The sequence below is a fragment of the Bradyrhizobium sp. SZCCHNGR1005 genome (genome assembly GCF_032489995.1).
In the GTDB taxonomy this organism is placed as follows: Bacteria; Pseudomonadota; Alphaproteobacteria; order Rhizobiales; family Xanthobacteraceae; genus Bradyrhizobium.
Map to the genome: position 1 here is coordinate 1 of NZ_JAUEZC010000018.1, position 21,152 is coordinate 21,152.

Annotated in this window: 18 protein-coding genes; 8 read left to right on the forward strand and 10 right to left on the reverse strand. The window is 64.8% G+C overall.

The genetic code is table 11. The annotated features are described in order from the left end of the window. Positions 1-168: 168 nt before the first annotated feature. The 3 genes from QXZ85_RS33310 to QXZ85_RS33320 form a co-directional block, all read right to left on the reverse strand. Positions 169-1,248: a D-TA family PLP-dependent enzyme gene (locus QXZ85_RS33310; RefSeq protein ID WP_315705301.1), complete on the reverse strand. Its 1,080-nt coding sequence runs from the start codon at positions 1,246-1,248 to the stop codon at positions 169-171. A 163-nt stretch (positions 1,249-1,411) separates the two neighbouring features. Then, a complete protein-coding gene (locus QXZ85_RS33315; protein ID WP_315705302.1) occupies positions 1,412-3,226 on the reverse strand; it encodes an ABC-F family ATP-binding cassette domain-containing protein in 1,815 nt (604 codons plus the stop codon). 18 nt (positions 3,227-3,244) lie between these two features. Then, entirely contained in the window at positions 3,245-3,781 is a 537-nt protein-coding gene (locus QXZ85_RS33320) for a YaiI/YqxD family protein (RefSeq protein ID WP_315745553.1), read from the reverse strand. A gap of 90 nt (positions 3,782-3,871) precedes the next feature. Between QXZ85_RS33320 and QXZ85_RS33325 the strand changes: the two genes are divergently transcribed. Continuing rightward, positions 3,872-4,672 carry a hypothetical protein gene (locus tag QXZ85_RS33325; protein ID WP_316175656.1) on the forward strand — a complete coding sequence of 267 codons (801 nt, stop codon included), beginning with the start codon at positions 3,872-3,874 and terminating at the stop codon, positions 4,670-4,672. Between the two features lie 184 nt (positions 4,673-4,856). On the opposite strand, the gene QXZ85_RS33330 is transcribed toward QXZ85_RS33325, so the two are convergent. After that, entirely contained in the window at positions 4,857-7,232 is a 2,376-nt protein-coding gene (locus tag QXZ85_RS33330; RefSeq protein WP_316175658.1) for a xanthine dehydrogenase family protein molybdopterin-binding subunit, read from the reverse strand. Positions 7,233-7,442: 210 nt separating this feature from the next. Here QXZ85_RS33330 and QXZ85_RS33335 point away from each other — a divergent pair, with 210 nt between their 5' ends. The 4 genes from QXZ85_RS33335 (at position 7,443) to QXZ85_RS33350 (ending at position 10,575) form a co-directional block, all read left to right on the forward strand. Further along, entirely contained in the window at positions 7,443-8,522 is a 1,080-nt protein-coding gene (locus QXZ85_RS33335) for a Ppx/GppA phosphatase family protein (protein WP_315705306.1), read from the forward strand. A gap of 235 nt (positions 8,523-8,757) precedes the next feature. Then, positions 8,758-9,453, forward strand: a complete 696-nt coding sequence (locus tag QXZ85_RS33340; RefSeq protein ID WP_315705307.1) for an RlmE family RNA methyltransferase — start codon at positions 8,758-8,760, stop codon at positions 9,451-9,453. A gap of 327 nt (positions 9,454-9,780) precedes the next feature. Next, positions 9,781-10,053, forward strand: a complete 273-nt coding sequence (locus QXZ85_RS33345; RefSeq protein ID WP_315705308.1) for a DUF3551 domain-containing protein — start codon at positions 9,781-9,783, stop codon at positions 10,051-10,053. A gap of 165 nt (positions 10,054-10,218) precedes the next feature. Then, positions 10,219-10,575, forward strand: coding sequence for a hypothetical protein (locus tag QXZ85_RS33350; protein WP_315705309.1), 357 nt, complete (start codon positions 10,219-10,221; stop codon positions 10,573-10,575). 69 nt (positions 10,576-10,644) lie between these two features. Here QXZ85_RS33350 and QXZ85_RS33355 read toward each other — a convergent pair whose 3' ends face one another. Genes QXZ85_RS33355 through QXZ85_RS33365 form a run of 3 tightly spaced genes read right to left on the reverse strand, consistent with a single transcriptional unit; the run spans position 10,645 to position 14,146 of the window. Next, entirely contained in the window at positions 10,645-12,864 is a 2,220-nt protein-coding gene (locus tag QXZ85_RS33355) for a xanthine dehydrogenase family protein molybdopterin-binding subunit (protein ID WP_316175660.1), read from the reverse strand. Further along, a complete protein-coding gene (locus QXZ85_RS33360) occupies positions 12,861-13,352 on the reverse strand; it encodes a (2Fe-2S)-binding protein (protein WP_316175662.1) in 492 nt (163 codons plus the stop codon). The genes QXZ85_RS33355 and QXZ85_RS33360 overlap by 4 nt, the downstream gene beginning before the upstream one ends. Next, entirely contained in the window at positions 13,349-14,146 is a 798-nt protein-coding gene (locus QXZ85_RS33365; protein WP_315729700.1) for a cytochrome c, read from the reverse strand. Before QXZ85_RS33365 ends, QXZ85_RS33360 begins: the two co-directional genes overlap by 4 nt. Before the next feature lie 106 nt (positions 14,147-14,252). Between QXZ85_RS33365 and QXZ85_RS33370 the strand changes: the two genes are divergently transcribed. Together QXZ85_RS33370 and QXZ85_RS33375 are read left to right on the forward strand one after the other, a co-directional pair. Beyond that, positions 14,253-15,107: a hypothetical protein gene (locus tag QXZ85_RS33370; protein WP_316175664.1), complete on the forward strand. Its 855-nt coding sequence runs from the start codon at positions 14,253-14,255 to the stop codon at positions 15,105-15,107. Between the two features lie 221 nt (positions 15,108-15,328). After that, a complete protein-coding gene (locus QXZ85_RS33375; RefSeq protein ID WP_315705314.1) occupies positions 15,329-16,393 on the forward strand; it encodes a linear amide C-N hydrolase in 1,065 nt (354 codons plus the stop codon). A gap of 12 nt (positions 16,394-16,405) precedes the next feature. Here the strand turns inward: QXZ85_RS33375 and QXZ85_RS33380 are convergent, their stop codons facing one another. Next, positions 16,406-17,614, reverse strand: a complete 1,209-nt coding sequence (locus QXZ85_RS33380; RefSeq protein WP_316175666.1) for an FAD-dependent oxidoreductase — start codon at positions 17,612-17,614, stop codon at positions 16,406-16,408. Positions 17,615-17,832: 218 nt separating this feature from the next. On the opposite strand from QXZ85_RS33380, the gene QXZ85_RS33385 reads away from it, so the two are divergent. After that, on the forward strand, positions 17,833-18,936 hold the full coding sequence (locus QXZ85_RS33385; protein ID WP_315768081.1) for a serine hydrolase: 1,104 nt from the start codon (positions 17,833-17,835) through the stop codon (positions 18,934-18,936). Between the two features lie 23 nt (positions 18,937-18,959). Here the strand turns inward: QXZ85_RS33385 and QXZ85_RS33390 are convergent, their stop codons facing one another. Then, positions 18,960-20,342 (reverse strand): O-antigen ligase domain-containing protein, encoded by a 1,383-nt coding sequence (locus QXZ85_RS33390; RefSeq protein WP_315765989.1) that lies wholly within the window; start codon positions 20,340-20,342, stop codon positions 18,960-18,962. A 279-nt stretch (positions 20,343-20,621) separates the two neighbouring features. Beyond that, on the reverse strand, positions 20,622-21,152 hold the full coding sequence (locus QXZ85_RS33395) for an Lrp/AsnC family transcriptional regulator (RefSeq protein WP_315745534.1): 531 nt from the start codon (positions 21,150-21,152) through the stop codon (positions 20,622-20,624).

A 21,152-nucleotide genomic window follows, 5' to 3' on the forward strand; every position in this document is an offset into this window, starting at 1 on the left:
GCAAACACCATGGTCAAAAACAACACCCGATATACCCAGCAATCGCTTGACAGCTAAGACAGTCGCCGGGTTCAGCCCTACGGGCTGCCCCGGAATGATAATTGAGATCGTAGGGGCGCGCAAAGCGCAGCGTGCGCACCCTTCAATGACGATGGCGAGAGTTTCGCCCTACCGCAACTTCCCGCGCGCCGCGACCGGCAGCGTGCCCAGGATCTCCTCGCCCCGCACCATCACCACCTCGTCCATCATGTTGACGACCACGCAAACATGGTTGGGCACGATGCGCACGACGTCGCCGACATTCGGCCTGGTGTTGCTGCGGGACAGATCGAGGAAGCCGTGCTCCTCGGCGAAGCGGGCGATCTTCGCTTCCGGGTGCTCCAGGATCAGGCCGTGGCCGTCTAGCCCCCCGGTATCCGTGGTCAGCGTCTTGGAGCCGGCATCGAGGATGCCGCGCTCCGGCGCGGCGCGGCTGACCACGGTGGAATAGATATGCAGCGCGCAGTCATCCCAGCTCGCGACGCCGGCTGCGACCTGCATGCGATCGTTGTAGATGTAGGTGCCGGGCCGGTGCTCGGTCGCGCCGTTCAGCTTGCCGAGATTCTTTAGGTTGGGCGAGCCGCCGGTCGAGACGATCGCAGCATCCAGGCCTTCGGCGCGCACGCCGGCGAGCGCCTCGTTGTAGAATTTTTGCGCCTCGTCCCAGCCGCTTTCGGTCGGATACAGCATGAAGCCGGCGAAGCGCAGGCCTTCCGAGGCGGCGATCTGCCTGGCAAGTGCAATCGCTTCGGCGGGCGTCTCGACGCCGGCGCGCTTGCGGCCGGTGTCGCATTCGACCACGACCGAGAGCGTGCGTCCCGATTGCTTCGCGGCCTGCGGCAGGCCTTCGATCACGGTCGCATTGTCGGCGGCGACGGTCATGTCGGCTTTGGCCTGCAACGCCGCCAGCCGCGCCATTTTCTCCTCGCCGATCAGGTTGTAGCTGATCAGGATGTTGTCGATACCGGCGCCTGCCATGATCTCGGCCTCGCCGATCTTCTGGCAGGTAATGCCTTGCGCGCCGGCCGCGATCTGCAGCTTCGCCAGCACAGGACTCTTGTGCGTCTTGATGTGCGGGCGATTGGCAACTCCGGCCGCCTCGCATTGCGCCTGCACGCGGGCGATGTTGCGCTCGACCCTGTCCATGTCGATGACGGCGCAGGGGGTGCCGTATTCACGTGCGATCTTGGCGGCGAGCGGCGTAGTCATGTGTTTACTCCGTTGTTATTTGTTCGTCATTGCGAGGAGCGATAGCGACGAAGCAGTCCAGAGTGTTGGGGGTAGCTCTGGATTGCTTCCGCCGTCGCCCTTTGGGCTATGGCGGACAAGGAGCTTCGCTCGCAAATGACGGCTAAGAGTGGCACTGTCGCCCTCACGCGCCCTCGATCTCCTCGCGCAGCATTTCCAGCTCAAGCCAGCGGTCTTCGGCGGCGGTGAGCTCGGCCTGGGCGGCGGCGGCGGCGACAGACGCTGCTTCAAATTTCTTGCGGTCCTTGGTGTAGAGTTCGGGGTCGGCAAGGATCGTCTGCTGCTTCGCGATCTCGGCTTGCAGCTTGGCGATCGTCTTCGGCAGTGTCTCCAGCGCGTGCTTCTCGTTGAAGGAGAGCTTGCGTTTCGGTGCGCTGGACGGCGCCGTGGAAGCTTTGGCTTCCTTCTTGTCGTCCTGCACTGCGGCCTTCGGCGTCTCCCGCTTCAGATCGGCGCCGCGCTGCGCCAGCATGTCGCTGTAGCCGCCGGCATATTCGATCCATTTGCCGTCGCCCTCCGGCACGATCACCGAGGTGACGACGCGATCGAGGAAATCGCGGTCATGGCTGATCAGGATCACCGTGCCTTCGTAATCGCCGAGCATGTCCTCGAGCACGTCGAGGGTTTCGAGATCGAGATCGTTGGTCGGCTCGTCCAGCACCAGCAGGTTCGAGGGTTTGGCCAGCGCGCGCGCCAGCATCAGCCGGCCGCGCTCGCCGCCCGAGAGCACCTCCAGCGGGGTGCGCATCTGCTCGCGCGCGAACAGGAAGTCTTCCATGTAGCCGACGACATGCTTGGGCTTGCCGCCGACCATGACATGGTCGCCGCGTCCGCCGGTCAACGCCTCCGCAAGGGTGGTTTTCGGATCGAGACTTTCGCGATGCTGATCGAGCGTCGCCGTTTCGAGATTGACGCCGAGCCGGACGCTGCCGCTGTCCGGCGTGTCGCCGCCGGTCAGCAGATTGACCAGCGTGGTCTTGCCGGCGCCGTTCGGGCCGATGATGCCGACGCGATCGCCGCGCTGGATGCGGATGGAGAAATTGTCGACGATCTTGCGCTCGCCAAAGGCCTTGCTGACGCCTTTGGCTTCGATCACCAGCTTGCCGGACTTGTCGGCTTCCGCTGCCGCGAGGTTGGCGGCTCCAGCGGTGCCGCGATAGTCGCGGCGCTGCTGGCGCAGCGCATGCAGATTGGCGAGCCGCTTGACGTTGCGCTTGCGCCGGCCGGAGACACCATGGCGCAGCCAGTGCTCCTCGTTGACGATCTTGCGGTCGAGCTTGTGCTGTTCGCGCTCTTCCTCGGCCAGCACCTCGTCGCGCCAGGCTTCGAACGCGGCGAAGCCTCGGTCGATCTGCTTGATCTGGCCGCGGTCGAGCCAGGCGGTCGCGCGCGACAGGTTGGTCAGGAACCGGCGGTCGTGGCTGATCAGGACCAGCGCGCAGCGCCGGCCGTCGAGCTCGTTCTCCAGCCATTCGATGACCGGCAGATCGAGATGGTTGGTCGGCTCGTCCAGCAGCAGGATGTCGGGCGAGGGCGCCAGCACCCGTGCGATCGCCGCGCGCCGCGCCTCGCCGCCCGACAGATGCGCCGGATCTTCCTGCCCGGTCAGCCCGAGCTGTTCGACCAGATAGCGCGCCTGGTAGGAATCGTCGCCGGGCCCGAGGCCGGCTTCGACATAGGCGAGCGTGGTGGCATGGCCGGAAAAATCCGGCTCCTGGGGCAGGTAGCGCACCGTGGCTCCCGGTTGAACAAAACGCGTGCCGCTGTCCGCCTCGACCAGGCCGGCCGCAATCTTCAGCAAGGTCGACTTGCCGGAGCCGTTGCGGCCGATCAGGCAGACGCGCTCGCCAGGCGAGACCGAGAGCTCGACACCCGAGAGCAGCGGCGTGCCGCCGAAGGTCAGCTTGATGTCCTTGAGTTGAATTAGTGGGGGCGCCATGAACGTCGCTCTAAAATTCTACTTCTGCTGCAGTGTGGACTGCTCTGCGCGCTGGCGCTGGAGACGGCGGATGGTCTGATCGAGCGCCGACAGGAACGCGGAGCGATCGCGCGGCGTGAACGATTTCGGGCCGCCGGTCACCTCGCCCGACGAGCGCAGATCGGTCATCAGGTTGCGCATGGCGAGTGCCATGCCGATCGAGTCCTCGCTGAACGGCTTGCCGTTCGGCGCAATCACCTCGGCTCCGGTCTTGACGCAGCGGCTTGCCAACGGAATGTCCCAGGTGACGACGATGTCGCCTCGGCCCGACCGTTCCGCAATCCAATCGTCGGCCGCATCCATCCCGGAACCCGCGGCGACGCGCTCGATCAGGGAGTCTTGCGGCACCCGGATGAAGCCGCCGGCCACCACGCTGACGGGTACGCCATGCCTGATCGCGACGCGATAGATTTCGTCCTTCACAGGGCAGGCGTCAGCGTCGACATAGATGCGGGTCGGGTTCAATTTGGCCGTCTTCCGGTGGCGAGGGGCGCCACGGGTGGTACCCCATCGCATGGGGAATTGCGAGCCAAAGGAGCGGCTTGGCCGGCGCATTTCGAGCCGCTACGATCGCGCGCAGACAACGACAAAACAGGGGAAACGCGGATGGGGAGCCGGCTCGAGACCTATCGTGTTGAGGCCTACAACACGGCCAAGCAGTCCGAGAACAAGATGCATGACGATACCGTGGCGCGGCGCTTCGGCTTCACCGGCGGACTGGTCCCGGGCGTCGAGGTGATGGCCTATATGGTGCACATGCCGGTTGCGCGATGGGGACGCGAGTTTCTGGAGCGGGGGCTGATCGAGGCGCGCTTCGTCAAGCCGGTCTATGACGGCGAAATCGCCGAGGTCCGGGCGAGCGAGAGCGATGGTGCGCTCGCGCTCGAGGTTCGCAGCCGTGGCGAGGTTTGCGCCACCGGCGCGGCCTCGCTGCCGTCCACGGCGCCCCTGGTGGCCCTGGCCGACTACAAAGATGTCGGTGCGGTGGCCAGGCGCAAGCCGGTCGGCGCTGATACTTTCGCGGAAGGAAGCTGGCTCGGCACGGCGGCGCGGGCGTGGCCCGGGCCGGCGGCCGCGGCTTATCTTCGCGAGATCCGTGAGCGTGAGCCGATCTATGCCGAAAGCCGTCTCGGCCATCCCGGCATGCTGCAGCGGGTGATGAATCGCCTATTGGTCGACAATGTGATCCTCGGTCCCTGGATTCACGTCGGCAGCCGCATGCAGCTGCTCTCGGCCTTCTTCGAAGACGATGAGATCACGGTGCGCGCGAAAGTGACCGCGAATTACGAGAAGAAGGGCCACCGCTTTGTCGAGCTCGATGCGCTGGTGATCGCGAACGGCACGACGCCGCTCGCGCATTGCCACCATGTCGCGATCTACCAGCCGCGCGAGCAGGCCGCGGCGTAATTGAAGCGGCTACGCACGCCGGCACTACACAAAAATTCGTCATGCCCGCGTAGGCGGGCATCCAGTACGCCGTGGCTTCTCGGTGAATCACGATCGTCTCTGGAATACTGGATCGCCCGCCTTCGCGGGCGATGACACTTGATGATGGGCGGCCGCGGCGCGCCTTTCATCTCGCGCCGAACAGTCAAGCCGCTTTGCTTGCCTTGCCGTCCTGGATCGCGCGCCAGACCTTCTCGGCCGTCAAGGGCATGTCGAGATGCTTGACGCCACGCTCGGACAGCGCATCGATCACGGCATTGACCACGGTCGAGAGTGAGCCGGCGCAGCCGGCTTCGCCGCACCCCTTGGTGCCCAGCGGGTTGGTCTTGGCCGGCACCGGATGATCGCCGACGGCCATCATCGGAATGTCGGAGGCGCGCGGCAGGGCGTAGTCCATCAGCGAGCCCGTGATCGGCTGGCCGCTCTCGTCATAGCGCACATGCTCCATCAGCGCCTGGCCGATGCCTTGCGCGACCCCGCCATGGAGCTGGCCGGCGACGATCATCGGATTCACGACCGTGCCGAAGTCGTTGACGCCGGCATAGGCGACCACCTGCACCACGCCGGTGTCAGGATCGACCTCAACCTCGGCGACATGACAGCCGTTCGGGAACGCCGATTCCGTGCTGGTGGTGGCGTGATCGACGTCGAGCGAGGCCGGCACGCCCTCCGGCAGCTTGCCTTCGCGCATCCGCTGCGCCAGCTCCATGATGTCGATGGTACGGTCGGTGCCGGCGATGGTGAAGCGGCCGTCGGCGAACTCGATGTCGGCCTCGGACGCCTCGAGCAGATGCGCGGCCGCCTGCTTGCCCTTGGCGATCACGAGCTGCGAAGCCTCGACGATCGCCTGTCCGGTGGCGGTGATCGAGCGTGAGCCGCCAGTGCCGTTGCCGAAGCGGACCAGATCGGAGTCGCTCTGCTCCAGCCGGATCTTCTCGAAGGGGACGCCGAGCTGGGCCGAGAGCACCTGGGCGAAGGGCGTCGCATGGCCCTGGCCGTAATCCAGCGTGCCGGTGGTGAGCGTCACGCCACCATCGGCATCGAAGGTGATCTTGCCGAGCTCGCCGGATGGCGGCGCGGTGACCTCGAGATAAGAGCCGACGGCGATGCCGCGCAGCTTGCCGTTCTTGCGGCTCTCGCGCTTGCGCTTGTTGAAGTTGTCGAAATCGGACAGCTGGATCGCCTTCTGGAACACCGCGGCGAAATCGCCGGAGTCGTAGGTCACGCCGGAAGCGGCCGGAAACGGCATCTGGTTCGGCTTGATGAAGTTGCGCTTGCGCAGGGCCAGCCGGTCGATGCCCATCTCGTCCGCGGCAGTATCGATCAGCCGCTCCATGAAATAGTTCGCCTCGGGCCGGCCGGCGCCGCGATAGGCGCCCATCAGGGTCATGTTGGTCAGCACGGTCTTGATGTCGACCGACAACAGCGGCGTGCGATAGACGCTGGCGAGGTTCTTGCCGGTGTTCAGCGACAGCGGGCTCGGGGCGACCCCCATGATATAGGCGCCGAGATTGCCGTAGCCGGACAGCCGCACCGCCAGGAAATGGCCCTCGGCGTCGAGCGCGAGCTCGCCATGGATGATCTGGTCGCGGCCGTGGCTGTCGGACAGGAAGCTGCCGGAGCGCTCGTCGCGCCATTTCACGGGACGGCCGAGTTCCTTGGCCGCATGCAGGATGCAGACATATTCGGGATAGCCGACGTTCTTCATCCCGAAGGAGCCGCCGACATTGCCGGTGAGAATGCGCACCTTCTCCGGGGCGACATTCAGGATCTTGGCCAGCATCAGTTTGTTGCCGGAGACGCCCTGCGTCGGGACCTGGAGCGTGTAACGCTCGTTTTCCTTGTCGAACGAGGCGAGTGCAACCCGCGGCTCCATCGGCACCACCGCGACGCGGGTGTTGACGATGTCGAGCTTGGTGACATGGGCGGCCTTGGCGAAGGCCTCCTCGATCTTGGCGGTGTCGCCATAATGATAATCCAACGCCACATTGTTCGGGATGTGGTCGTAGAGTTGGGGCGCGCCGGGTCGGGTTGCCTCCTCGGCATTGGTGACCGCGGGCAGGGGCTCGATGTCGACCTCGACCGCCTCGGCGGCATCGCGGGCCTGGTTCATGGTCTCGGCGACCACGAAAGCCACGGGATCGCCGACGAAGCGCACCTTGTCGGTCGGCAGCGCCGTGCGGTTGGTCTGCTTGAGCGGGGTGCCGTCCCGGTTTTTGAGCGGCAGGCCGCAGGTGAAGGGCCCGTAATTGGCGGCCGCAAGGTCAGCGCCGGTCCAGATCCCGAGCACGCCCGGCATGGCCCTGGCCGTCGTGGTGTCGATCCCCTTGATCAGGCCATGGGCGTGGCTCGAACGGACGATCCAGGCGTAGACTTGGCCGGGCAGGTTGACATCGTCGGTATATTTGCCCTGGCCGCGAACCAGTGTGTCGTCCTCTTTGCGGCGCACCGGCTGCCCGACGCCGAATTTCTGCAGCGCCATGGCGTTCTCGAGGGCGGCCGGGGAGGTGAAATCTTGCATGGAATTGAACCCAAAAGGCTGGACGATCGCGAAGACTGCGTGCTGTCCCAGATAGTCCGCCCCCTTTCCCCCGACAACGCCCGATTAGGAATGGTTCGTAACGTCCAGGCGATGGGCTCGTTCGGGACTGTTGCACAGGGGCTATGCACTGCTAATGTTTCAGGAAAGCGAAATTCCATGTCGGCCGTCTGGCCGGCGGAAAGACAATGAATGATCAATGACACGCGGCTGCAGGAAAGCCTCGCGCCGCGCGGGAACATCGAGCCTGAGTTTGCTCCGGGACTGGACCCGGCCGCGGTAGGTTGCGCCTCCACCCATGGTGCGGGAAGCGTCTACGCGGCCCTGGATCTCGGAACCAACAATTGCAGGCTCCTGATCGCCTGCCCGTCGGGCGATAGTTTTCGCGTGGTCGACTCGTTTTCACGCATTGTCCGGTTGGGCGAGGGAATCTCGACCACCGGCTGTATCAGCGAACCGGCGATGGAGCGCGCCATCGCTGCGCTCAGCATCTGTCGGGACAAGATCCAGTCGCGCAAGGCGAGGCGCCTGCGGCTGATCGCGACCGAAGCCTGCCGCGCGGCCGCCAACGCCGACCGGTTCCGCGACCGGGTTGCGGCCGAGACGGGTATCCAGCTCGAGGTGATCGACCGGCAGACCGAGGCGGCCCTGGCCGTGAAAGGCTGCGCACCGCTGCTGGACCCGACCGGGCGTGGCGCCATCCTGTTCGACATCGGCGGCGGTTCCAGCGAGCTGGTGCGGATCCAGCGTGATCCGGCGGACCGGGATGCGGAACCCGAGATCAAGGCCTGGATGTCGATCCCGCTCGGCGTTGTGACCCTGGCCGAGCGGTTCGGCGGCAAGGACGTGACACCCGAGATCTACGCGGCGATGGTGGAGGCGGTCGAGCAGCACATCGCGCCCTTTGCCGCCGAGCACGGTTCAGATCTCGCCGGCATGCATCTGCTCGGCACCTCCGGCACCGTGACCACGCTTGCCGGCATCCACCTCAATCTGCCGCGCTACGACCGCCGACGTGTCGATGGCATCTGGATCAACGACGCCGAGATCACGACGACGATCGCGCGGCTGCTATCCATGACCTACCAGCAGCGCGCCGACAACAACTGCATCAGCGTCGACCGCGCCGATCTCGTGCTCGCGGGCTGTGCGATCCTGGACGCGATCCGGCAGGCGTTCCCGCTGCCGCGGCTGCGGGTCGCCGATCGCGGTCTGCGCGAGGGCATGCTGGTCGAAATGATGCGCGAGGACGGCGCGTTGCGGACGGCGTAGGCGTCATTCCGGGGCGCATGCGCCTCGGCAAATTGCGAACCGATTTGCGCGTGAGCCAGCGGAAGCTCTGTTCGTTGTGCGAGCTCTCCGCTGCCGACCTATCTAGATGTATCGTTTCACGGTGCTTCTCAGGATAAGGGCTGAACGCGCGGCAGGATTTTTTGACCCTCATGGTGAGGGCGCGGCAAGGCCGCGCGTCTCGAACCATGAGGCCCATACATCGGACTTTTGGACCATGGCAAAAGACACCACCGGCCGCATGCATGTGCAGGTCAAGACCGGGGGCAAGCGCAAGCTGTCCTCAAAGCTCTGGCTGGAACGCCAGCTCAACGATCCCTATGTCGCACAGGCCAAGCGCGAGGGGTATCGCTCACGCGCGGCCTATAAGCTGATCGAGATTGACGACAAATATCATCTGCTCAAGTCCGGCATGACCGTGGTCGACCTCGGCGCGGCGCCCGGTGGCTGGAGCCAGATCGCAGCAAAGCGTGTCGGCGCCGACGCAGGCAAGGGCAGGGTGATCGCCATCGATCTGTTGGAGATGGGCGAAATCCCCGGCGTCACCTTCACCCAGCTCGACTTCCACGCCAACGATGCGCCGGAGAAGCTCGTCGCGATGCTCGGGGGCCGCGCCGATGTCGTGATGTCGGACATGGCCGCCAATACCACCGGCCATCGCAAGACCGATCAGCTCCGCATCGTTGGTCTCGTCGAACTCGCGGCGCATTTCGCCGGCGAGGTGCTGAAGCCCGGCGGTACCTTCCTCGCCAAGACTTTCCAGAGTGGCGCCGATGCCGACCTTCTCGCGCAGCTCAAGCGCGATTTTTCAAATGTGCGCCACATCAAGCCGGCGGCGAGCCGCCAGGATTCCTCCGAGCGCTACGTGCTGGCGATGGGCTTCAGGGGCGATCGGACCGCGGACGCCGAATAGCAGTGCGATTGCGACCACGTCGGCCATGCAATCGGACCGGCAAAGTCCGCAAGGGATGCTCCGGAGCATGCAGCGACAGCAGGAGAAGTCCCATCAGCACCATCATCAATACAATCTTCGGTTCGATCATGGCGACAATCCTGATTTGATCACGATTGATTAGATTCTGCCTTCCTGCTCTCGCCGCGTATTGATACAGCTCAACAATCGCTTCGGCGGTTCTCAGGCAAGAACACCGAGCGTTTCATGATATTTCTTGATTCAAAGCAAAGTGCCGAGCCGATCTTGCCGGCTTATCCGGCGACGACCGCTAATTCGGAGAATCCAATGCGTGTTCTGGTTTGGAGCCTTCTCGTGTGTGCCGCCGCCCTGTCCATTCCGGCCAAAGCCCAGACCTACGATCCTCGCGTGCCCGTGTGCATGAAGGTCTATGACGGGCCGTTCGGCGGCGGCGAATGGATCGATTGCAGCTACGCCTCGCTGCCGCAGTGCCAGGCTTCGGCGTCCGGACGGGCGGCGATGTGCGTGCTCAATCCCTATTTCACCCCGCCTCCGGTCAGGCCGCTGCGGGCTCACCGGCGCCACCGGCACGCCTACTGAACAATTCTCCTGCTTGCGTAGCTCTTGCTTGTCTGGGCGGACACATAGCGACAACTTGGCAACAACTTCCGTCGTCGCTGCCAATTTCATTTCGATTTGTTTCTCCGGTCGAAGCGCTTTTCGATTTGAATCGCTTTCGAGCCGCTGCCTGTCTATGATGCGCGCATGTCGCGCATCCTGTCGGTCTCCACTGGACTCCTCGTTCTCTTGCTGCCGGCGCTTGCCTTCGCCGCGCCTGCGCATAAGCGCGCGCAACGCTGGCACGGCTATGGCTTCCTGCCTGGCTACCATCAGCCGGTGAACAACAGCCTTCCGCTCTATGCGCAAAAGGAGGCGATGCGCCAGCCGCCTAATTCCAAACGCCGCCATTGGTACATCGACCCGACGCCGCGCTATTACCTCTATAATGGCGAGTGGCACTATTTCGGTCGCCCTGGCTTCTACCGCGGGCACTACAACGGCGGCAGTTTCGGCCCTTGCTGGACACGTACGCCGATCGGCGCCGTCTGGACCTGCGGCTGACGGCCGGACCGTCGCCGCAAACGGCAACGGCGTCTGCCGATAACTGTTCCGGCGCGGCGCTTTGCAAGCTCAGGCCTCGATGGCCGCCCGGATGCGCTGCCGGGTCAGCGGCAGATCGCGCGAACGCTTGCCGATGGCGTTGGCAATGCCATTCGCGATCGAGGCGGCCGCGGGACCTTGTGCGGTTTCGCCGGCGCCGAGGAACGGCAGACCCGGCCTGTCGATGAGATGAACCTCGATGCTCTCAGGCACCGCGTTGAAGCGCAGAATGGGATAGGTCTGCCAATCGATGCTGGTGATCCTGGTCTCGTCGAAGGTGACACTCTCATACAGGGTCCAGCTCGAGGATTGCACGATCGCGCCTTCGATCTGGTTGATCAGCCCGTTGGGATTGACGATCTGGCCGGCATCGACGGCGGCAACCGCGCGCACCAGGCGCGCGCGGCCCGTGTCCCGATTGACCTCGACCTCGGAGGCGATCGCGCAATAGGCGGCGACGTTCTTGTAGCGGGCGAAGGCAAAGCCATAGCCGCGGCCGGACGGTGTTTTTTGATCTTTGGCCCAGCCGAATCCCTCCGCGGCCTTCTGCACCACGTCGCGTGCCCGCTGATCCTGCAAATGCGCCAGCCGAAATTCGATCGGATCCTTGTCCGTAATGACAGCCAGCTCGTCCATGAAGCTCTCGATCGAGAAGACGTTGTGATAGGCCCCGAGCGAGCGCATCGCCGAGATCCGCAGCGGCATCTGGCTGATGAAGTGGTGCACCACCTTGGCATTCGGAAACGCATAGATCGGGATCGCGTTGCGATCGCCGCCGCCCTCCGGCAAGGGCAGGGGCTTTGGCGCGGGCTCTGCGAACGGGTGCTCCTTGTGGCGCGCGGCGAGGAGCGTGCCGGCGGTGCCCGGACGCGTCGAATGCGTGTTGCTCCACACCTCGAAATGCCAGTCCGCAACACGTCCGTCGGCATCGAGCGATGCCTTCACCTGTGTGAGCATGGCTGGTCCGAACGGCTCCCACGCATGCTCCTGTTCGCGCATCCATTGTACCCGGATCGGGCGTCCCGGCAGCAGGCTCGCGATCAGAGCGGCGTCAGCCGCAGCATCATCCGCGCCATTATGGCCGTAACAGCCGGAGCCCTCGACATGGATCACGCGAAGGCTGTCGGGTCCGAGGTTCAGCATCTCCGCGATGGCCCGGCGGTCGGGATAGACCCCTTGCGTATGGGTCCATATCGTCATCGCGCCGTCGCTGAATTGCGCCACCGCGCATGACGGGCCGATCGATCCATGGGATTGGTACGGCCGTGTGTAGCTCGCTTCGATCGAGCGCCGGCCGATGGCCTGGGGATCGCTGACATCGAGGATGGTCGAATCCTGCGACGGCAGGCTGGTCAGCAACTCCCGCACGCCGCGGTCGGTCGGCAGTTGCGCGTGCTCCTGCCATTTGGCCGCGGCGGCGAGCGCCAGCATCGCCTTGATCGCCTGGAATTCCTTCTCTGCGATCACGGCCAGGAAATTGCCGTTGCGGATCACCGTGACGACGCCGGCCAGTTTCTCGACCGACGCCGTGTCCACGTCCCTCAGCTCTGCGCCGTAGCTCGGCGGCCGCACGATGCGCGCATGCAGCATCCCGGGCAGTCGCATGTCCTGCACATAGGCCGCGCCACCGGTCACCTTGGCGGGGATGTCCACGCGCGGGACCGGCTGACCCATCACTTTGAAGCTTGCGGGGTCCTTGAGTTTCGAAGTCGTCTGCGCCTCGACGTGCAGCATCTCGGGCGCGACCAGTTCGCCATAGCCGAGCCGCGTGCCGTCGGTGGCGACCACGGCGCCGTTCTCGGCGCGCAGACCGTCGGCCGGCCGGTTCAGACGTTCTGCCGCCTGCGCGATCAGGAGTTCGCGGACTTGTGCTGCCGCATTGCGAATGGCGGTGCCGCTATCCTGCATCGAATGGCTGCCCGCGGTGTAACCCTCGTTGGCAGTCAGCTTGGTATCGGCGGTGACGAGATTGATGCTTTCGAACGGCACATCCAGCTCTTCGGCCGCGATCTGTTGCAGCGCGGTCTTGATGCCCTGGCCGAGTTCGGCCTTGCCGGTGAATACGGTGATGTGGCCGTCAGCATCGATCCTGATCCAGGAATCGAGATAGGGGGCGGTCGCGAGGCTGCCCGGGCGCTTCGGCGTCGCGGCTCCTTCCTGCGCTGCGGCGCCGCGCAGCGAGAAGCTGACGAGCAGCGCGCCGCCGCCCAGCAGCACTTGCCGGCGATCGACGGTGAAGGCGGCGGTCATAGCGTGCCTCCATGATCCGTGGTTTCGGCCCGGGTCATCATCTCCGCGGCGCGAAGCACTGCGCGCAGGATCCGCATGTGGGTGCCGCAGCGGCACAGAGGCGGGGCCAGCTCGGCGCGGATCTCCTGATCGCTCGGATTTGGATGACGCTGCAGCAGCGCCTGCGCCCGCATCATCATGCCGGCGATGCAGTAGCCGCATTGTGCCGCCTGCTCCTCCATGAAGGCGCGCTGGATCGGCGACGGCTTTTCGACCGTGCCCAATCCTTCCAGCGTGGTCACCTCTTTGTCTTTCAGGAGCAGGATCGGGGTGACGCAGGAGAACACCGCGTTGCCGTCGACCATCACGGTGCAGGCGCCGCATTGGCCGAGCCCGCAGCCATATTTGGCGGCGTTGAGCTCGAGGTCGTCGCGCAAGACGTAGAGCAGCGGCGTGTCCGGCTCGGCGTCGATCCGGTGATCCCGGCCGTTGATCTTCAATGTCATCATGGCTGGCCTCGCGGCGGCACGTGGATTGTGATGTTCGGCGGCTCTGCCGCAGTTTGCAGAAATGCGGCCTGCGCCTGCCGCGCCACGGCAATGGTTTGATCGACATTGCTCCAGGCGGGCTGCTGGCTGAAGCGTGCGCGCAGATAGGCGAGCAGTGAGCCGACCTGTGTATCGGTCATGCTCGCTGCGAAGCCGGGCATGATCGGACTGCGTTCGCCGTCCCGCGCCGGCAAGCCATAGAGGATGGTGTTGGCGACGTTGCGCGGATCGGGGGCGCTGATCCCGGTCGACAGGTGCAGGTCGAGGCCGGCGTAGGGCAGGGCGCGGGCGGTCTCGTGGCAACTCGCACAGGCCGCAGCGTAAATGGCAGCGCCATCCTTATCGTCCGGGGTGGTCGCATTCGGCGCGGAGGTCGAGCTTGATGCTTGCGCGTTGCCGGATCGCGGCTGCACGGCTTCCGTGCGCGGGACCTCGGCATTTTGGATGCGCGAGGGCGAAGGCGGTCCGAAGACCCCGGCCATGTAGATCGCAATGGCCCGGACATCGTCGGCGTCGACCGAGGACAGATTGTTGATGACCTGTGCCATCGGTCCGCGCGCAACGCCGTGGTCTTTCTGCCAGCCGTTGCGCAGGTAGTCGAACAGCGCGTCCGCGGTCCAGGGCACCGGCGCAGGCGACTGCGCATTGAGGGCATAGGCGACCCAGTTCTCGGCTTCGCCCCCGGCAAACGTGGCGGCGGTGCGCTCGGCGCCGAGCGCATTGCGCGGGGTATGGCAGGCGCCACAATGGGCCAATCCTTCGACCAGGTAGGCGCCGCGGTTCCAGGTCGCGCTTCTGCGCTCGGGTCCACTGCTCGGGCACGGTTACAACTTCACCCAGCGCTGGCAATTCCTCCACGGCGTGCTCAACTGGTTCTGCAAGCCGTTCATGGTGCTGCTGCTGATCGCGCCGCCGATCTATTGGTTCGCCGGCCTGCCGGCGTTCGAGGCGGACTATCTGTCGTTCCTGCGCTACGGCGTGCCGGCGCTGCTGGCGCAGATCATCTATATGGGCTGGGTATTCCGGTCGCGGACACTGCCGCTGTTCATGGAGGCGACCCATGCCGTCACCTGCTTTGCGATCACCGCGACCTTGCTCAGCTCGATCGTCAAGCAGTTCGGCCGGCCGTTCAAGATCACTGACAAAGGCGGCGACCGCTCCAGGCCGCGCGTGCACGGCAGGCTCGCCGCGACCTTCGGGCTGATCGCGGCGAGCTCTGCGGCCAGCATCGTCTGGGCCTTCGTCTCGCCCTATGCGGCGAGCGAGGTTTCGGCGATCGATTTCTTCAACCTGCCGTGGGCCGCCATCGCCATGCTCGTCGCCTTCGTCGCGTTTCTGGTCTGCTTCGAGCTGCCGCGTGGCGAGGAGATGTTTCCGGCCGGCGATGACGGCTGGCTCGCGGCCGATGACGAACTGCGCCCATGCCGCGTTGCGGCGCTGTCGCTGTCCTCGGCGCAACTCGTCTGTTCGCGCGGCTATCCGACCGACCGGCCGGGGTCGCGAGTCCACCTCCATCTGGAGTGGCTGGGGTGGACCAGCGTCACGATCGTCTCGCGTGCGGACGCGCTGCTGCTCGTGCGCCTGGAGCCGGATTTCGAACAGCGCCGCCGACTGGTGGTGCAGCTGTTCAGCTCCTCCTGCGGTGCCATCACGAGCGAGGCGAGCCTTCGCGGCGCCCTGGCCGGCCTGGCGCGACGCGGGCTTGTCGGGCGGTGAGTTGCCGCACCGTCACGCCCTTCGATCTGACTCAGCCGAGACCATCCCTTCAAGGGGGCCGGCCGTCCTGGCCCGGCGCACGTTTTTACGGGATCTTGACTGCTCCGCAATCGCTTCTGCGAAGCGCTTACCACCTTTGCTTGTACGAGGCGGTCTGGGTAGAATTGTTCCGGACAGCTTGAAGTGCCGTGATTGAAGCGGCGCGCGCAAGAGGGCAAGCCATGATCGCTTCCAGGCACCATGTCGTCGCAGCAGCTGCGGCCATCGTCCTCGCCGCCAACCTCCTTGCCGTTGCCGCAGATGCGTGCACGCGGCTGGTCTATCTCGGAGCTGACGATCAGGTGATTACCGCGCGCTCCATGGACTGGAAGCGCGATATCGGGACTAATCTGTGGATCTTTCCGCGCGGCATGAAGCGCTCGGGCGAAGCGGGACCCAATTCGCTGCAATGGACCTCGCGCTATGGAAGCGTCATCGCCTCGGCCTACGACATTTCGACCACTGACGGGATGAACGAGGCCGGCCTGGTCGCCAACGTACTCTGGCTGGTGGAGTCGTCCTATCCGAAATACGATGGCGCGAAGCCGGGGCTCTCGATCGCCGCGTGGACACAATATGTCCTCGACAATTTTGCGACGGTCGAAGAAGCGGTGGACGCGCTCGCAAAGGAGCCGTTCACCATCGTGACCGACATGGTCCCGGGTGAGGACCGGCTGGCGACGCTGCATCTGTCGATGTCGGACGCCCGCGGCGACAGCGCCATCGTCGAATATATCGGCGGCCGCCAGGTCATCCATCACGGCCGTCAATATCAGGTGATGACCAACTCGCCGACCTTCGACGAGCAGCTCGCGCTCAATGAATATTGGAAGCAGATCGGCGGGACGGTCATGCTGCCGGGCACGAACCGGGCTGCCGATCGCTTCGCGCGGGCCTCGTTCTATGTGAACGCCATTCCCAAGACGGAGAATCCCGTCGAGGCGATCGCCAGCGTCTTCAGCGTGATCCGAAACGCATCGGTGCCGTACGGCATCACCACCCCTAACGAGCCCAACATCTCGTCGACCCGCTGGCGCACGGTGGCCGATCACAAGCGCAAGCTCTATTTCTTCGAATCCGCCCTGACGCCGAATGTCTTCTGGGTCGATCTGAGCAGGATCGATTTCTCGGAAGCCTCCGGCAAGGTGAAGATGCTCGACCTCGGGCCCAATCAGACCAATACGTTTTCCGGCGTCGCAAACGATCAGTTCAAGGAGAGCAAGCCTTTCAAGTTTCTGGGGTTGTGATCCCCAGGCGCGTCAGCTCTCCTGGACCCGCTCCCTGCGATAGCCGAGGCCGATCAGGCGCGCCGGAATTCGGGCGAGCACCGGAAAATGCGCGACCAGGCGCAGCAGCAACGGCGGCTCGGGTTGCTTGGCGCTGCCAAGCACGCCGGAGATGACGCGCTTCTGGATCTGCACCTGCAGCGCCTGCACGAGCTGTGTCGGGCGCAGCCGCCGTGCCTGCACGGCGGCAAGATCGGCCTCGCTCACCTGCCTCTCCCGGAGCGGTCGCGCCAGCAGGTTGGCCGCCGCCACCGCGTCCTGGATCGCGAGATTGATGCCGACGCCGCCGACCGGCGACATCGTATGCGCGGAGTCGCCGATGCAGAGCACACCGGGACGATGCCATGTCGTCAAGCGGTCGACGCCGACCGTCAGCAGGCGGAAATCGTCGAAGCTCGTGATCTCATGGGTGCGATCGGCCAGGAACGGCACGAGGTTGGTGATGGCGCGGCGGATGGTGTCGAGCCCGCGCGTCTTGATCTGCTCGAGCGTGCCCTTGGCGATGACCAGGCCGCATTGCCAATATTCGGTGCGGTTGATGCCCACCAGGATATGGCCGGCGCCGAAGCTGCCGACCAGATCGGCCGGATCGCCGGGCTTGCGCGACAGCCGGAACCACAGCACGTCCATCAGCGCGCCGATATCCTTGACCGGCAATCGGGTTTCCCGCCGCACCATGGAATGACGCCCATCGCAGCCGAGCACGAGATCGCTCGTGACCTGCAGCGGTCCCGCTGCCGTCTTTGCCTCGACCCCGATCACCTTGCCGTCGGCGCTGCGCAGCGCGGTCGCCTCCGCCTGCATCAGCAGCTCGAAGCCTGGGTACTTCCGCGCATGCGCGGCGAGGAAATCGAGGAAATCCCATTGCGGCATCAGCGCGACGAATTTGGCGCGCGTCGGCAGATGGGTGAAGTCGGCGAAGGTTGCCTCGATATCGCCGAAGCGGCCGCGCAGCCGCGTCACCTCGGTATGCGGCCGCTGGCGGAATGCGTCGTAGAGGCCGAGCTGGTCGAGGATCTCCAAGGTCGACGGGTGCACCGTGTCGCCGCGAAAATCGCGCAGGAAATCGGCATGCTTCTCCAACACCAGCGTGGAGACGCCGGCGCGCGCGAGCAGCAGCCCGGCCATCATGCCGGCCGGACCTCCGCCGACGATGCAACATGCGACGCGGCGTTCAGTCATCAGGGCTCTCCTCGCAGGGGGCTGATTGATCGGTCCTGTAAGCGATTTGGAACGTTGCGGTTCCAAGTTGCGCGCAAGGAGTCCTGAAACGAGGGCGTCCCTCAGGTCTCCCGGAGGCGGGTTCCTAACAGGCTAATATCATCAATTTGTCGCCGCATTGCGCCAAAAGACGATATGGTTCGGGCCGGATGCAGCCGGCTCGCCGGAGGAAAATCGTCATGGTCAGTCTCGATCGCCGTCGTCTTCTGATCGCGCTTGGTGGCGGCCTCATCGCAGCGCGTTCCGTCCACGCACAACCAGTATCGGCGGATATCGCGCAACGCCTTGCCGATGCTGAGCAAGGTGGCCGCGTGTTCGGCCTGCATGCGTTGCTGGTGAACCAGGGCGGCAAGCTCGTCTTCGCGCATTATGAAAAGGGCAATGACGAAGCCCGCGGCCGGCCGCTTGGTGAGGTCGCCTTTGCGCCCGACGTGCTGCACGACCTTCGCTCGGTGTCCAAGAGCATCGTCGGCCTCGCCTATGGGATCGCGCTCGCGGACGGCAAGGTGCCGCCGCCGGAGGCCAAGCTCTATGAGCAGTTCCCGGAATATGCCGATCTCGCCGGTCAGCCGGGCCGCGACCGGCTGACGATCCACAACGTGCTCAGCATGACGCTCGGGCTGCAATGGGACGAGCTCTCAATTCCCTATGGCACACCGGGCAACAGCGAGGATGCGATGGATGCGGCGCCCGATCGCTTCCGCTACATCCTCGAGCAGCCGATCGTCACCGAGCCCGGGACGAAATGGACCTATTGCGGCGGCGCAACTGCATTGCTGGGGCGACTGATCGCCAAGGGCACCGGCGATGATCTGCCAACCTATTGCCGGCGCGTCCTGTTCGATCCGCTGCAATTCGGCGCGTTCGAGTGGCATCGCGACCGGCATGGCGATCCCATCGCCGCCTCGGGATTGCGCTTGCTGCCACCGGATCTTTTGAAGATCGGGCAACTGATGCTCGCGAGCGGCGAATGGAACGGGCGCCGGGTCGTGCCGGCAGACTGGATCAAGCGCGTGACGACGCCTGTGGTGAAAATCGATGCCGGGCGTTCCTACGGCTATCAGTGGTACATGGGCGATATGAGCGTCGGCACACCGCCGCAACCGGATCATTGGTTCGGTGGGATTGGCTGGGGTGGCCAGCGCCTCTATGTGGTTCCGGCGCGTGACGTCGTCACCGTGATCCACTGCGGCAACTACAACCGGCCCGGTATGGAGCAGGCGCGCGTCATCAGGACGATCATGTCCGAGGCTGTGCTGCCGAATCTGGCTTCGCGTACATAGGCGCGGCGCGTCGTAGCGGCGGATTAGGCGCCGGTCGGTTGTTGTTCCGCGACGATGGTCGGCGGCGCGCCGGCCGTCTGATCGATCGGGCAGGCCATGGCGACCAGCATCCAGAACAGTGCCGAGATCTCGCCCGATGCGACGCCGCTCAGCGGCATCTGGATCAGCAGCGCGCTGAGGGCGAGCGCGCCGAGAACAACGCCCTCGCGCGTCGGCATCCGCCAGGCCGCGCCAGTGCCCCAGAGCGCAACCCAGGCATAGGCCGCGAGACAGATCAGGCCGACCGGGATGCCCATCGTGATCCAACTCGCGATGATCTGTCCATCGATCGGCATCGCGCCGGCGACCCCGACGTCGGTGATCGTGAAGCCCGCGCCCAGCACCATGCTGTAGGGCGCATTCCACAAGGTGATGAACTCGTCCAGCCGTTCGTTGCCGCTCGAATCCTGCGACACGCTCCCCAGCGTTTCCAGGCGCGTGGTGATGACCTCGCCGAACGGCGTCAGCACGACGGCCGCGACGACCGCGCCAACCAGCACCACCGTGATCGACAGCGCGCGGCTTCGCGTCGCCGGGAAAATCATGCAGAACAGCACGCTTACGGCCAGCGTGACCCAGCTCGTCCGATAGAGCGACAGCAGCAGGCCAAGGGCTGCGGGCGCCATCACGGCGATCGACTGCCAGCCCGGTCGCAGGAAGCCCACCAGCAAGAGGCCTGTTGCGGTGAAGGTGGCGTAACTCGCGGGCCCGTTCATGGTGCTGAACACGCGCACCATATAGGGCAGGGGATAGCCGGCCGAGGTGATGGTGGCATTTTCCATCCAGTACCGATCCCACGCTTGCGGATCGACATATTGCCAGACGCCGTAGAGGCCTGTGAGCGGCAGAACCAGCAGGAAGATCTGTGTCGTGGCCTCCAGCAGCGCGCCGTCGGAGCGCGCGCGCTGCTGGAGCGCCACCGCGTAGAGCACGGGGGCGCTCCATTTGATCGCGCCGTAGGCCGCGTTGAACCAGTCGTTCTGGAACATCGAGAGCGCCGCGCCATAGACGATGCAGCCGAGGATGATCATCGGCGGCACGAGCCATGGGTTGCTCGGCCGGTCCTTGTCCGACAGCGAGGAGATGAGGCTCGGCGCGGGGGCCAGGATGAACAGCAGCGGGCCGCTCAGCAGGATGCCCGAGGTGTCAAAGCCTGCAGCCAGATCGACGAGACGGCGCACCAACGGGGCGAAAGCGAACAGCAGGATCGCCGATTGGACGTGAGCCTCGGCGCTGCGCTGCCATGCGAACCAGCCGGCAGCTGCGCAGCCAAGTATGAAAACCGGTCTGACCAGGCCGCCCAGCGCCGCGGCCGCCAGCGCCGTTGCCACCAGCAGCAGCGCCGTCGGCCAACAGTTCAATGCCATGGATGTCAAAGCCTTGGACGCCAAAGCCTTGGACGCCAAAGCCTTGGAGGTCAAAGCCGAGGCGGCGGGCGGCGGGGCTTCGATTCGGTCCTGTTCCATACGGCGCGACTATAACGGAAGTCGTCCGCTGCGAGCCGGCCTTGAGCGGAGAAGCGATCAGCCGAGCCGCTGGTCCCGCGCGTCCTGCGTCGTCTCGGACGCCGATTTGGTCGCGGCTTTCTCCGCGCCCTTTTCGAACCAGTTCGCAGGCGGCCGGCGCTTTCGCGTCCTCAATATATCTTATCGCTCTGCTTTCATGCGACCAGCGTGCTCTGCAGATTGTCTGCGCACGGAACGCCCGGCTACGCGAAAGATGGTCGGCGGGATTGCACGATTGACGATCTCCCGCAATGCGAAATTTGACTGGATGCGTGAAACACCTGGCAGGCGTGACAGTTCAGTCCGGTGGATTCGTTCAAAGTCTTCAATATCGCGAGCCAGGACGATGAGAAGATAGTCATCGGTCCCCGACATCAGAAAGCAGCGGATCACTGATGGGCATTTGACGACCCCAGTTTCAAATAGATTCAGCGCCTCGTCACTTTGACCGTCGAGCGTGACCCTGACCAGCACCGTGGTGCTGAGACCAAATCGAGTCAGGTCAAGTATCGCCTGATATCCAGTGATGTATCCTTCCTCCTCCAGCGCGCGCTGTCGACGCGCGATCGCAGTGCTGGACAATCCCATTCGGTTCGAGAGTTCAGTCTGACTGATCCGCGCATTGGTGCTTAGTTCGGCTAGGATTGTCATATCAATCTTATCGGTGTCCAT

Excerpts from the sequence above, each read along its gene's own strand:
- QXZ85_RS33350 (WP_315705309.1), top strand. The coding sequence starts at position 10,219 with ATGTCGCGCATCCTGTCGGTCTCCACTGGACTCCTCGTTCTCTTGCTG.
- QXZ85_RS33330 (WP_316175658.1), bottom strand. The coding sequence starts at position 7,232 with ATGCAAGATTTCACCTCCCCGGCCGCCCTCGAGAACGCCATGGCGCTG.
- QXZ85_RS33390 (WP_315765989.1), bottom strand. The coding sequence starts at position 20,342 with ATGGCATTGAACTGTTGGCCGACGGCGCTGCTGCTGGTGGCAACGGCG.
- QXZ85_RS33335 (WP_315705306.1), top strand. The coding sequence starts at position 7,443 with ATGATCAATGACACGCGGCTGCAGGAAAGCCTCGCGCCGCGCGGGAAC.
- QXZ85_RS33380 (WP_316175666.1), bottom strand. The coding sequence starts at position 17,614 with ATGACTGAACGCCGCGTCGCATGTTGCATCGTCGGCGGAGGTCCGGCC.
- QXZ85_RS33360 (WP_316175662.1), bottom strand. The coding sequence starts at position 13,352 with ATGATGACATTGAAGATCAACGGCCGGGATCACCGGATCGACGCCGAG.
- QXZ85_RS33320 (WP_315745553.1), bottom strand. The coding sequence starts at position 3,781 with ATGCGATGGGGTACCACCCGTGGCGCCCCTCGCCACCGGAAGACGGCC.
- QXZ85_RS33395 (WP_315745534.1), bottom strand. The coding sequence starts at position 21,152 with ATGGACACCGATAAGATTGATATGACAATCCTAGCCGAACTAAGCACC.
- QXZ85_RS33340 (WP_315705307.1), top strand. The coding sequence starts at position 8,758 with ATGGCAAAAGACACCACCGGCCGCATGCATGTGCAGGTCAAGACCGGG.
- QXZ85_RS33385 (WP_315768081.1), top strand. The coding sequence starts at position 17,833 with ATGGTCAGTCTCGATCGCCGTCGTCTTCTGATCGCGCTTGGTGGCGGC.
- QXZ85_RS33325 (WP_316175656.1), top strand. The coding sequence starts at position 3,872 with ATGGGGAGCCGGCTCGAGACCTATCGTGTTGAGGCCTACAACACGGCC.
- QXZ85_RS33355 (WP_316175660.1), bottom strand. The coding sequence starts at position 12,864 with ATGACCGCCGCCTTCACCGTCGATCGCCGGCAAGTGCTGCTGGGCGGC.
- QXZ85_RS33310 (WP_315705301.1), bottom strand. The coding sequence starts at position 1,248 with ATGACTACGCCGCTCGCCGCCAAGATCGCACGTGAATACGGCACCCCC.
- QXZ85_RS33345 (WP_315705308.1), top strand. The coding sequence starts at position 9,781 with ATGCGTGTTCTGGTTTGGAGCCTTCTCGTGTGTGCCGCCGCCCTGTCC.
- QXZ85_RS33315 (WP_315705302.1), bottom strand. The coding sequence starts at position 3,226 with ATGGCGCCCCCACTAATTCAACTCAAGGACATCAAGCTGACCTTCGGC.
- QXZ85_RS33375 (WP_315705314.1), top strand. The coding sequence starts at position 15,329 with ATGATCGCTTCCAGGCACCATGTCGTCGCAGCAGCTGCGGCCATCGTC.